Annotated in this window: 7 protein-coding genes; all 7 read left to right on the forward strand. The window is 37.9% G+C overall.

Going from position 1 to position 12,925, the window contains the following annotated elements:
* Positions 1-153: 153 nt before the first annotated feature.
* The 7 genes from L659_RS0100255 to L659_RS0100285 all read left to right on the forward strand — a co-directional run bounded on the left by L659_RS0100255 (position 154) and on the right by L659_RS0100285 (position 12,901).
* On the forward strand, positions 154-4,995 hold the full coding sequence (locus L659_RS0100255; protein ID WP_024589189.1) for an NAD-glutamate dehydrogenase: 4,842 nt from the start codon (positions 154-156) through the stop codon (positions 4,993-4,995).
* Positions 4,996-5,115: 120 nt separating this feature from the next.
* Positions 5,116-6,126, forward strand: a complete 1,011-nt coding sequence (pyrD, locus tag L659_RS0100260; protein WP_024589190.1) for a quinone-dependent dihydroorotate dehydrogenase — start codon at positions 5,116-5,118, stop codon at positions 6,124-6,126.
* Positions 6,127-6,243: 117 nt separating this feature from the next.
* Complete coding sequence (locus tag L659_RS0100265) at positions 6,244-6,774, forward strand: cell division protein ZapC (RefSeq protein ID WP_007586900.1); 531 nt, start codon at positions 6,244-6,246, stop codon at positions 6,772-6,774.
* Between the two features lie 91 nt (positions 6,775-6,865).
* Entirely contained in the window at positions 6,866-8,983 is a 2,118-nt protein-coding gene (rlmKL, locus tag L659_RS0100270) for a bifunctional 23S rRNA (guanine(2069)-N(7))-methyltransferase RlmK/23S rRNA (guanine(2445)-N(2))-methyltransferase RlmL (protein WP_007586899.1), read from the forward strand.
* A complete protein-coding gene (locus L659_RS0100275) occupies positions 8,976-9,215 on the forward strand; it encodes a glutaredoxin family protein (protein WP_024589191.1) in 240 nt (79 codons plus the stop codon). The genes rlmKL and L659_RS0100275 overlap by 8 nt, the downstream gene beginning before the upstream one ends.
* 15 nt (positions 9,216-9,230) lie before the next feature.
* The gene (uup, locus tag L659_RS0100280; RefSeq protein ID WP_024589192.1) at positions 9,231-11,144 is read left to right on the forward strand and encodes an ATP-binding cassette ATPase Uup; all 1,914 of its coding nucleotides are present in this window, start codon (positions 9,231-9,233) and stop codon (positions 11,142-11,144) included.
* 11 nt (positions 11,145-11,155) lie between these two features.
* Positions 11,156-12,901, forward strand: coding sequence for a DUF3466 family protein (locus L659_RS0100285; RefSeq protein ID WP_024589193.1), 1,746 nt, complete (start codon positions 11,156-11,158; stop codon positions 12,899-12,901).
* Positions 12,902-12,925: the final 24 nt, after the last annotated feature.

Here is a 12,925-nt window from a genome sequence, read left to right on the forward strand (position 1 = left end):
TGAATAGATGACCAAATAGCTGAAATGCTTAAAATGTTTTCATCGAAAAGGCTGTTTATTAGCTGTAAAAGGGTTAGAATTTAATTGACTCCACGCTAATGAATAGCTGTACAAATTCCTGCTCCTGAGCAGTAATAGATTAAGGAACATACAATGACACGAAATGAAGGCCAAGCCTCGGTTATCCTAGATAATGTCTGTAAGCTGATCCAGAAAAAAGTTCGCGCTGATAATGTGTTACTCGTTGAGAAATTCGCCAAAGCCTTGTACAGCAATATGTCTAAAGAGGATTTGGCAAACCGCAACGATAGTGACCTATATGGCGCAGCATTAAGCCTTTGGAACTCGCTAGAAAAAAATACTACCGACGACGCTGTTATCCGCGTTTTCAACCCTGAAGTGGCAAAAGATGGCTGGCAGTCATCACATACAATCGTAGAGATTATTACTAAAGACATGCCGTTTTTAGTTGATTCTGTTCGTATGGCCATGACTCGTGAAAATATCGCCTCTCACTTATTACTTCACTGCCCATTAAAAATTAAGCGCGATGAAAACGCTAAAATTTCTGGATTATCAAATTTAAAAGCAGAGCAAGAATCCTCATCTACTAAAACAGTATTTTTTATTGAAATTGACCGTCAAACAGATTCTTCTGTGATTGAGTCTTTCAAGAAAGAGTTAGAGTCGGTTCTTGTTGATGTGTCAGTTGCTGTTGATGATTGGCAGCCAATTCGTAAAAAATTGATTGCAGTAACCAAAGAGTTACCTAAACGTCATCACAATAAAACGACAGAAGAAGTTTCAGAAACAACTGAGTTTTTAGATTGGTTAGCGAAAGATAACTTTACCCTAATGGGTTACCGTGAATATGAGCTAAGCCCAGTTCAAGGTGATTACCAATTAAAAGGTAAAATGGAATCAAGCCTTGGCTTGATGAAAAACTCTACTGAAGAACACACACGATTATTATCAGAATTACCAGAGGTTGCTCGCCAAGAAGCACGCAGCAGCAACCTACTGATCCTAACAAAAACTAACTCTGTTTCTCGCGTTCACCGTCCAGCTTACATTGATTACGTAGGTATTAAGCGTTTTGACGATGAAGGCAATGTAATTGGTGAAGACCGCTTTATTGGTTTGTTCTCATCAAGCTTTTACAATAACAGTGCTACTGATGTGCCTGTTTTAAAAAGTAAAATTAACCGCATTATGGAAATGTGTGATTTTGCTAAAGGTACACACGCTTACAAAGCTGTTTTAAATATTTTAGAAACCTACCCACGTGATGAGCTAGTTCAAGCGCGCGAAAGTGAGCTACTTGAAGTTGCTATGGGTGTTTTACAAGTACAAGAGCGCGATATGTGTCGCTTGTTTGTACGTAAAGATGCGTATGGTCGCTTTTTATCTTGCATGGTTTATGTTCCTCGCGAACGCTATAACACGGCTCTTCGTCGTGAAACGCAAGATATATTAGCTAATGCATTTAATTCTGACGATAAAGTCGAATTTACTACTTATTTCTCTGAGTCAACACTGGCGCGTACTCATTACACCGTTCGTGTGACCGACAACAAGATCGAATATAACGTGAAAGACATCGAAAACAATTTAGTAGAAGCTGCACGTACGTGGGAAGATAAACTTCAATCTGCACTTTTAGAGTCTGCGGGTGAAGCACGCGGTAACGATTTAAATCGTAAATACTGTAATGCGTTTGCACGCTCATACAAAGACGAAGTGCTTCCAAGTGCTGCGGTTGTTGATATCGAAAAATTAGAACTACTTAGCGATGAAAACAAGCTAGAAATGCTGTTCTACCGTCCTCAAGAAGAAGCAAACAGTAATATTGTACGATTAAGCTTATTCCATAAAGATGAGCCAATTCACTTATCTGATGTTATGCCAATGCTTGAAAACTTTGGTCTGCGCGTTGTTGGTGAAACACCATATTCAGTTAAAACTAGCGATGGTCGTATTAACTGGATCATGGACTTCTCGATGCTTATTGACAGCAAAGGGATGGCAGACTTTGATAAAATTTCAGCACGTTTTCGCGCTGCATTAACAAATGTGTGGGGCAACCGCCTTGAAAATGATGGTTTTAACCGTTTAGTGTTAATGGGTGGCCTAACTGGCCGCGAAGCCTCTATTTTACGTGCTTACGCTAAGTACATGCGTCAAATTGGTGTAACGTTCTCACAAAGTTACATTGAAAGCACATTTGCAAATTATCCAAACATTGCAGCGCAAATTGTTAATTTATTTGCTAAAAAGTTCTCAGTTAAGAGCCCAGCAAGTGCTAAAACACTTGAAAAGTTAAGTACGCAAATTTACTTAGAACTTGAAAATGTAGCAAACCTTGATGATGACCGCATTATACGTTTATACGTAGATATGATTGTTGCAACGCTTCGTACTAACTATTTCCAAAAAGATGATGCAGGTCAGTTTAAGTCTTATGTCTCGTTTAAAATACAGCCTAGCTTAATTCCTGATGTACCACTTCCACTTCCTGCGTTTGAGATCTTTGTTTATTCTCCGCGCGTTGAAGGTGTGCATTTACGTTACGGTAAAGTAGCGCGTGGTGGTCTGCGTTGGTCTGATCGTCGTGAAGATTTCCGTACTGAAGTACTTGGCTTAGTTAAAGCGCAACAAGTTAAAAATACAGTAATTGTACCTGTTGGTTCTAAAGGTGGTTTTGTATGTAAACAATTACCTAGTGAGCGCGAAGCGTTTATAAAAGAAGGCCAAGAGTGTTACAAAATCTTTATCCGTGGTCTTCTAGATATTACAGATAACATAGAGCGCGGGGAAGTAGTCCCAGCTCGCGATGTTGTTCGCCACGATGAAGATGATGCTTACTTAGTGGTTGCAGCCGATAAAGGAACCGCTACTTTCTCTGATATCGCAAACGGCATAGCTAATGAATACAATTTCTGGCTAGGTGATGCATTCGCATCAGGTGGCTCGGTTGGTTACGATCATAAGAAAATGGGTATTACAGCTAAAGGCGCATGGGAGTCAGTTAAACGACATTTCCGTGAAATGGATATCGATTGTCAAACTACCGACTTTACGGTAGTTGCAATTGGCGATATGGCTGGTGATGTATTTGGTAATGGTATGTTGTTATCTAAGCATATTCGTTTACAAGTTGCCTTTAACCATATGCACATTTTTGTTGATCCTAACCCAGATGCTGCTACTTCTTACCCAGAGCGCGAACGTTTATTTAATATGCCGCGTTCATCTTGGGAAGATTACAATAAAGAGTTAATTTCTGCCGGTGGTGGTGTTTTCTCTCGTGCTGCTAAATCAATTACGCTCAGCCCAGAAATGAAAAAAATGTTGGGTACTAAAAAAGCAAGTATGACCCCAAATGAGTTAATGAAAGCTTCATTGATGATGGAGTTCGATTTACTGTGGAATGGCGGTATTGGTACATACATTAAAAACTCTAAAGAAACTGATGCAGATGTAGGGGATCGTGCAAACGATGCACTACGTATCAATGGTAGAGATTTAGGCGCTAAAATAATTGGTGAGGGCGGTAACTTAGGTGCAACTCAATTAGGTCGTGTTGAATTTGCAGCTAAGGGTGGTCGTGTTAATACTGACTTTATTGATAACGTAGGGGGCGTTGCCTGTTCAGATAACGAAGTTAACATTAAGATTTTACTTAATGGCTTGGTTGCTGAAGGTGACTTAACACGTAAACAACGTGATGAGCTACTTTATTCAATGACAGATGAAGTATCTGAATTAGTATTAAAAGACTGTTACCGTCAAACACATACTATTTCAATTACGCAGTCTAAAGGTACTTCAACGCTTAAAGAAAAGATTCGTTTTATTCATGCACTTGAAAAAGATGGCAAGTTAAACCGTGCTATCGAGTTTATTCCAAGCGATGAAGAATTGGCAGAACGTGCAGCCGCAGGTAAAGACTTAACTCGCCCTGAGCTTTCAGTGCTTGTTTCGTACGCTAAAATGGTATTAAAAGAGTCTTTAGTAAGTGATGAAATTACTGAAAACCCTTACTATCGTCAATTGCTTGTGAAGTCATTCCCACGTCCTCTACGTGAGAAGTTTAACGATGCGATGAACAACCATCCACTTCGTAAAGAAATTATTGCAACTAAACTTGCTAACAGTATTGTTAATGATATGGGTTTAAACTTCATGGTACGTATGCATGAAGAAACCGGTGCCAACGAAGCTGAAATTGCAATGTGTTACTCAATTGCTAGCGAAATATTTGAAATGCGCGATACATGGTCTTCTATCAGCGCACTGGATAATAAAATACCAGCAGCGGTACAAACTGAAATGCTTTACCAACTTCGTCGTACTGTTCGCCGTACTACGCGTTGGTTCTTACGTCATCGTAATAAGTCACAAACGATTGAACAAGGAATTGAATTCTTTGCGCCAACATTTAAAGATTTAAGCGATAATTTAAATACGTACATGATTGAAAAAGAAAATGACCGTATTGTAATTGAAGCTAATAAGTTAATTGACGCCGGCGTTCCTGCAGATATAGCTAATCGTATTGTTTCGTTATCAAGCTTATTCTCTGTGATGGATTTAGCTGAAGTTGCTAATAATTCAGGTAAGAGTATTTCGATGGTATCGAATACTTACTTTAAACTAGGCGCAAGAATGGGTCTGCATTGGTTCTTAGAGCAAATAACTAAGCAACCAGTAGCAAATCATTGGCAAGCACTTGCTCGTTCATCTTACCGTGAAGAGCTTGATTGGCAGCAACGTACGTTATCTGAAGTGGTGCTAAATAGCTTTGAAGGTGACGAGAGCGATGTTGATAGTCAAATAGATGAGTGGATGGATAGTCAAGATTTATTACTTCAGCGTTGGAAACAAATGTTGGCTGAGTTTAAAACATCACAAAGCCACGACTTTGCTAAGTTCTCAGTTGCACTTCGTGAACTTATGTTATTAAGTCATAACTGTGATACATCAGGAAAATAATTTAGCTTTAATCAGTTATTTGTTTAGTAAATAAATAACTGATTGTTAAAATTGTTATACAATACCTCAGCCTTGTCTGAGGTATTTTTTTGTCTGAAATTTAAAAAGAGGATTATATTGATGTTTTATGATTTAGCTCGCCGTTTTATGTTTACCCGTGATGCGGAGTGGGCGCATGAGTTTGCACTTAATAATCTTCGTCGTTTTGCTAATACGCCTCTAAATATAGCTTGGTCACAAAGTGTTTCAGATAAACCCGTAAACTTTTTAGGTCTTGAATTTAAAAACCCAGTAGGGCTTGCCGCTGGCCTTGATAAAAATGCAGAATGTATTGATGCTTTTAGCCAAATGGGATTTGGTTTTATTGAAGTTGGAACGGTTACACCGCGTCCTCAAGTTGGTAATGATAAGCCACGTATTTTTAGACTTCCAGAGTCAAACGCAATTATTAACCGTATGGGCTTTAATAATAAAGGTGTTGATAATTTAGTCGAAAATGTAAAAGCAGCAAAGTACAGTGGCATACTCGGTATCAATATTGGTAAAAATAAAGATACACCTAATGAACAAGGTAAAGATGACTACATTCATTGTATGCGTAAAGTATTTGAGCATGCCTCATACATTACGGTAAATATTTCATCACCAAATACCCCAGGGCTTCGTGATTTACAATATGGTGCTGCACTTGATGATTTATTGCAAAGTCTTAAAAATGAACAGTTAGATTTAATTTCAAAGCATAATAAGCAAGTGCCTATGCTTGTAAAAATTGCACCGGATCTCGATCAAATACAAATAGAGCAAGTAAGTGAATCACTTTTAAATAATAAAATTGATGGTGTAATTGCCACAAACACAACGCTTGAGCGAGCCGCAGTTATGGGGCAGCAATATGCACAAGAGGCGGGCGGTTTATCAGGTCACCCTGTTAGAATGCGCTCTACAGAGGTAGTAAGTGAACTAAAACGCTTAACACAAGGTAAGCTACCAATCATCGGAGTCGGCGGTATTGATGATGCTACATCTGCAAAAGAAAAGTTAGATGCAGGCGCAAATTTAGTTCAGGTTTATACTGGGTTCATCTACAAAGGTCCACAATTGGTAAAGTCGATCGTTAACGGCTTATAAGGATCAGTTATCTAAGCTTTTGATCGTTAGCTAAATGTTCTAAGCAAACATTTTAAAAGTGGTCAAAAGCGGTTATACTCTGAGCAATAATTATTCAACATACCCAAGGAGGAGTAAATGTTACAAGCATCAAAGCAATGGCAGTGGATTACTTGTCCTGATAAAAATCGTTTGTTACTTGATTTAAATGACGACATGCAATTATGCACGCCTTATAAATTAAGACAGCTCACCGATTCTGTTTTTAAAAATCCACGTTTTAGTCTCGAAGATGCTGCATTTTACGAACAAGTTTATAATTATCTGGATGGATTTGAATTGTGGTCTGCGGCTCAAATTTGTCAAATATCATTAAATGCGACTGCTGTTAAGTATCACTTAAAACCCGTTTTAGCAAAAAGTTGGTTTTTTGAAGAATACACCGGAACAGAGCCAAGCGTAGAGGCAATAGTAAAATTAACATCTAAAGCGCAGTCAGGTGATTTTTTAATTGTAGAGCATTGTCCTGATGCATCTATTTGTTTGAATTTAAGTGAAACCTTTAAATTAGACGAAAACTTATCTTTGGCGCAATTTGAAGTAATCCGTATTTTGAATAATCGAGTACACCCCATCCTAAATCAGCAATATCAAAGTCAAACCGCCTAACCAAATTTAAGTCTTAAGCGTGTCTTTATGGCGTGTTTGTCGCCCAACCTATGTTATAATCCTGCGCAATTAGCTATTAAGGGTTATTACTTTGCAATTTATCGCACTTACTTCTATCGGAATCGAAAATTTATTGGTTGATGAACTAACAGAACTTGGCGCAACCGTGTCTAAGCAAACTGTTGGTTCTGTTCGTTTTGAGGCTGACTCATTACTTGCGCAAAAGGTTTGTTTATCAACTCGTTTTGCAACGCGTGTGCTTATGCTTATTGAAGAAAAAGAAGGCGTAGATGACAAAAATAGCCTGTATAATTTTGCGCGCTCGCAACCTTGGCAAGAATGGTTTGGACCTACGCAAACATTCGCTGTCGACTTCAACGGTACCAATGACTCATTAAAAAACACGCAATTTTCGGGTCTTGTAATCAAAGATGCGATTGTTGACTATTTTAATGATTTATATGAGCAACGTCCTAACGTTGATAAGCAAGATGCTAACGTGCGCGTAGTTGCACGATTAAATCGTTACGGCGTATCGATGTATATTGACTATTCAGGTCCTCGTTTGTCAGAACGTGGTTACCGCCAAGGCCAAGGTAAAGCGCCAATTAAAGAGCACTTAGCTGCTGCATTAATTAAGCGAAGTGGCTGGCTTGAAAATGTAAAACAGCCTTTATTCGATCCATGTTGTGGTGCGGGCACTATTTTGATAGAAGCTGCCGGTATGGCGCGAAACGAAGCGCCAGGATTATTCCGTGAAGGTTTTGCTTTTGAGCGTTTACCCAGTTTTAGAGCCGCTAAGTTTAAAGAGCTTAAAGAAGAGTTACTCGCTAATATTACTGATCCTAAATTATGGTTAATTGGCCACGATTACGATGAGCAAGTATTAAGTAAAGCAATTGATAATGCTAAACGTGCAGAGCTTGACGACGTGATTAAGTTTAAGCAAAGTGATGCAACTAAACTTACAGCTGTTGCAAAATTACCGGGTGTTGTAATTTCAAACTTACCTTATGGTGAGCGTATTGGCTCTATGGCTGAGCTTGTTGATTTACACCGTAATTTAGGCGTTGGCTTTAAAAAGCACTTCAATCACTGGAAACTTGCCTTATTGGGTATGGACGAGAGCTTATTTAAACTTTTAAAACTTGTGCGCCTTAAGCGTTATAAATTTAAAAATGGCCCGCTTGATGTAGAACTTAACTTATACCAATTAGATGATAAGCAAGTAAGTTTGACTACAGATGACAAAAAAGCACTCAATTTTGAAGGCTCAACGTCATTTGCAAATAGATTGAAAAAAAATAAGCAAGGCTTAAAAAACTGGCTTAAACAAAATAAAATAGATGCTTATCGCGTCTATGAAGCGGATATCCCTGAATACAATGTTGCTGTAGATATTTATGGCGACTCTGCTGTAATTTTTGAATATGCAGCGCCTAAAGAAATTGATGAAAAAACATCAGAAAAACGCCTGCAAGACGTAATAAGTTTAACGGCTCAACAGCTTGAGATTTCACCTGAAAACATTGCTGTAAAAGTACGTAAAAAGCAGAAGGGCGAAGATCAGTACACCGCTATGTCTAAACAAAACCGTACTATGGTTGTTGAAGAGTTTGGTGCTAAGTTCAAAGTTAATTTATTTGACTACTTAGACACAGGCTTGTTTTTAGACCATCGCTTAATGCGCCGTTATATTCAAGAAAATGCTAAAGATAAACGTTTCTTAAACCTTTTTGCATACACAGGTACAGCTTCTGTACATGCTGCTCTTGGTGGTGCTAAAGCCATTACTACAGTCGATTTATCAAAGACCTACTTAAAATGGGGCCAAGATAACTTTGATTTAAATGGTATTAGTAATACACGATACCGTTTTGAACAAGCAGATTGTTTAAAATGGTTAGAGCACGCAACGGCGCAATATGATTTGATATTTTTAGATCCTCCAACGTTTTCAAACTCAAAACGTATGAAAGACGCGTTTGATGTACAGAGCGATCACATTAAATTATTAACGTGGGTTAAGAAGATTTTAAGCCCATCAGGTACCTTAATTTTCTCTAATAACAAACGTGGCTTTGTGATAGATGAAGTTGGTCTGATTGGTTTAGGTTTAAAAGCCATTAATATTTCAGATAAAACGTTATCACCAGACTTTAAACGTAATAAAAAAATCCATAATAGCTGGTTAATCACACATGGCTAAATGGGTTTTATACCACACTGATGGTTGCCACTTGTGCGAGCAAGCTGAGCAACTTATCACTGAGGTACTTAGTAATACGAGTGAGTTATTACTAATCGATATTATGACTGATGAGCAGCTTATAGCTGAGTATCAAATTACTATTCCTGTATTAGAAAGTGAAAAAGGCGAGCAATTATTTTGGCCTTTTACTTTACACACTGTGCGCGAATTTTTAGCACAAGCAGAATAAGAGCAAATAAGAACTATGGATTTAATTAGAATTTTAAAAGCACAACTTGCTTTTGGTACGCATGCTTTGCTTAACAAAGCAGATGCTGTTATAGAGAGTGGCGAAAGAGTGTGTGTTGTTGGTCGAAATGGCGCGGGTAAGTCAACTCTATTAAAAGTGCTTGATGGCGAAGTTGTATTAGATGATGGTGAAATAAATCAGCTAGGTGGCATTCGAATTTCTCGTTTAGAACAAGATCCACCAAAAGGCGCAAATGGCACAGTATTTGATTATGTTGCGCAAGGTATGCCTGAGATTGCAAACTTACTAATTGATTTTCATCATGTAAGTAATGAGTTGCAAACAGTGTGTACTGATAAGTTATTAAACAAGCTTGAACGTTTATCAAATCAATTAGAAGCGGCTGATGGCTGGCGCTTTGATAGCCGAATTCAATTAGTGCTAACACAATTAGAATTAACGCCAGAAGCTAAACTTGAGTCTCTTTCTGGTGGCTGGTTACGTAAAGTAGCACTTGCACGTGCACTTGTTAGTGAGCCTGATTTATTATTACTTGATGAGCCAACAAACCATTTAGACATGGCAAGCGTCATGTGGCTTGAGCAATTTTTAAAAGAGTTTAAGGGCGGAATCGTATTTATATCGCATGACCGTGCGTTTATTCGTGCTGTTGCTACGCGTATTTTAGATTTAGACCGTGGTAAGCTTATTTCGTACCCTGGTGATTACGCCACGTACTTAGAGCAAAAAGCCCATGATTTAAAAGTAGAAGAAAGCCAAAATGCATTGTTCGATAAGCGTTTAGCCGAAGAAGAAACATGGATCCGCCAAGGTGTTAAAGCGCGTAGAACGCGTAACGAAGGTAGAGTTCGTGAGTTAAAGCAGCTTCGTACAGAGCGTAAGCAACGTGTTGATCAAGTTGGTAAAACTGATTTCAATATTGAAACAGCAGATCGCTCTGGTAAGTTAGTATTTGAAGCTAAGAATCTTTGTCATGCATTTAAAGACAAAGTTATTGCTGATGATTTTTCTACACTGGTAATGCGTGGTGACAGAATCGGTCTAGTAGGCCCAAATGGTATTGGTAAAACCACACTGTTAAAACTAATGTTTGGTAATTTAGCGCCTGATAGCGGCATAACTAAGCAAGGTGTTAATTTAGAATTTGCTTACTTTGACCAATATCGTGAAAAACTTGATGAAGAAGCAACAGTTCAAGATAACGTCGCCGAAGGTAAACAAGAAGTGATGATGGGCGGACGCTCACGTCATGTTTTAGGTTATTTACAAGACTTTTTATTCCCGCCAGCACGTGCTCGAACCCCTGTTAAAGCACTCTCTGGTGGTGAAAAAAACAGATTACTATTAGCTAAATTGTTTTTAAAACCGTCTAATATCCTTGTTCTCGATGAGCCAACAAATGACTTAGACATTGAAACGTTAGAGTTACTAGAGGACATCATTAATCAATACCAAGGTACAGTGCTGATTGTAAGCCATGACCGTGAATTTATTGATAATACATGTTCAAGTGTATGGGCGTTTGAAGGTAACGGTAAAGTTACAGATATTGTAGGTGGCTATAGCGACTATGAGGCTTACGTTAACTATTTAGCTGAACAAGAAAAAAAAACGCAGCAGCAACCAGTAAAAAAAGTTGAAAAAGTAGTCGCTCCAGTTGCTAAACCTGCAGCTAAAACAAATAAACTCTCTTACAAATTAAAACTTGAATTAGAGCAACTACCGAATAAAATGGAAAAACTAGAAGCTGAAATTGAAGCTCAACAAGCTGTAGTTAGTGACTCAGACTTTTTTAAACAAGAGAGTGATGTAACAACTAAAGCATTGAACCATTTGGCACAACTTGAGTCTGACCTTGAAGCTGCGCTTGAGCGCTGGGAAGAACTTGAAGAATTACAGAATCAGTAGTAAGGACTAAAATGAAATATAAATTACTCGCTGCCAGTATTTTAGCGACATTAAGCACTTCAGCAACAAGTGCTACGTACCAGTTAAGTGAATTAGGGACTCTTGAAGACGCTAAATATTCTTATGTAACAGATGTAAGCGAAAGCGGGCATATTATTGGTTTCGCAAATGGTTTATACAATTTACCTATTGATATCAGCTATATAGATTTTACTGAAAATATTATTGAAAATAGCTACGATAATACAGAGGCTGCATTTGATTTAAGTGATAAAGAGATTACCTTTACACTTGATGACATTGAAAATAATGATGCAGTACTTACTAATTCTGATGCACATACTTTCATGGTTAGTTTTTTATCTTCAATTTCTACAAATTTTGAATATCAAAAATTAAGCTCATTAGTTGGCATAAAGTACAATGACACACAAGTAACAGAGCAACCGTTATTTGATGTTGCATCTGTTGATTATGATGGCTTAACGCGTTCAACTATTAACCTTTTTAATGCTGTAAGTGAAGACGGCGTTACTGTTGGTTGGGGCGGTGCTCCTTACGATAAAGTGTCTTTTACACCTGATGGTGAAGATGATGCAGAAACGTGGTTCACACATGAGTTTATAGAACGTGGGATTGTAATAAGTGCTGATGGCAGTATAAGTGTTGAGTTAGAGCCTGAGTTTAATGAATACGGCGGCACAAGCCGCGCTAACGATATAGTCAAAACAAATAGTGGTTACACTGTTGTAGGTAATATCTCTACAAGTATTCCTGATGACAGACAAGATAATATTGATGATAACTGTGATAATGAAGACGAACCAACGTCAGTGTGTATCAACTTATTAAATTCTAATATTTCACGAGGCTTATTTAATAAGCGTGCTGTTAAATGGGAACTTGATGAATCGTTAAATATTATTTCTGTTGAAGAGCTTGGTATGGCACTGACACCTGATGAAGGTGAAACAGAAGATGACGCATTTACGAGTACTGCTTTAGCAGTGAACAACAACGGTACAATTGTAGGTTCATCAAATACGCGTTATTACAAAAATGATGATACGATTCTTACAATGCCAGTTTATTTTAAAGACGGTGCAGTCACTGACTTTATTAATCAAGAAGACGATTGGCAGGCTGGTAAATCAATCGCTATTAATGATAATGATGTAATTACAGGTTATGCGACAAAGCGTATTGAAGGTACTCTTCGTAATAAATTCTTCTATCATGACATCGAAACAGGTAATACAGTTTTCCCAACTGATTATTTTTCAAGCTCAAGTTCTTATGGCAACGATATAAATAATCAAGGATATATTGTAGGCGAAGGGGAAGTAGGTGTTTCTGATAGCTCACGACTTAAAGAAGCTTTTATTTACAAAATTGGTGAAGACAAAATCACTAATCTAAATGATTTACTGCCTTGTTATGACACTGATGGCGAAACTGACTACGCTTACTCAATGGTCGAAGCAACAGCTATTAATGAAAATAATGAAATATTTGGTACTGCGACTAAGACAGTTGAAAAACTTGATTCTTTAGGCGGTGTTGTAACTGATATCAATGGTGAAATTGAATACGAAAGTATTGCAGTTGCAGTTAAGTTAACGCCAATTGCAAATGGTGAAGTAGAAAACTGTGCTCCAGTAGAAGCAGAAGTGTATGAGCGTAACTCTGCTAGCTTTCCTTGGTATACATTATTGCTATTACCATTAGTTGGCTTAAGACGTATATTTCGCTTTTAAAGTTTACTAATATTGATTATAAAA

The sequence above is a fragment of the Pseudoalteromonas sp. S8-8 genome, from assembly GCF_000497875.1.
Classification (GTDB): Bacteria; Pseudomonadota; Gammaproteobacteria; order Enterobacterales; family Alteromonadaceae; genus Pseudoalteromonas; species Pseudoalteromonas arctica.

Excerpts from the sequence above, each read along its gene's own strand:
- L659_RS0100275 (WP_024589191.1), top strand. The coding sequence starts at position 8,976 with ATGGCTAAATGGGTTTTATACCACACTGATGGTTGCCACTTGTGCGAG.
- L659_RS0100255 (WP_024589189.1), top strand. The coding sequence starts at position 154 with ATGACACGAAATGAAGGCCAAGCCTCGGTTATCCTAGATAATGTCTGT.
- pyrD (WP_024589190.1), top strand. The coding sequence starts at position 5,116 with ATGTTTTATGATTTAGCTCGCCGTTTTATGTTTACCCGTGATGCGGAG.
- L659_RS0100265 (WP_007586900.1), top strand. The coding sequence starts at position 6,244 with ATGTTACAAGCATCAAAGCAATGGCAGTGGATTACTTGTCCTGATAAA.
- uup (WP_024589192.1), top strand. The coding sequence starts at position 9,231 with ATGGATTTAATTAGAATTTTAAAAGCACAACTTGCTTTTGGTACGCAT.
- L659_RS0100285 (WP_024589193.1), top strand. The coding sequence starts at position 11,156 with ATGAAATATAAATTACTCGCTGCCAGTATTTTAGCGACATTAAGCACT.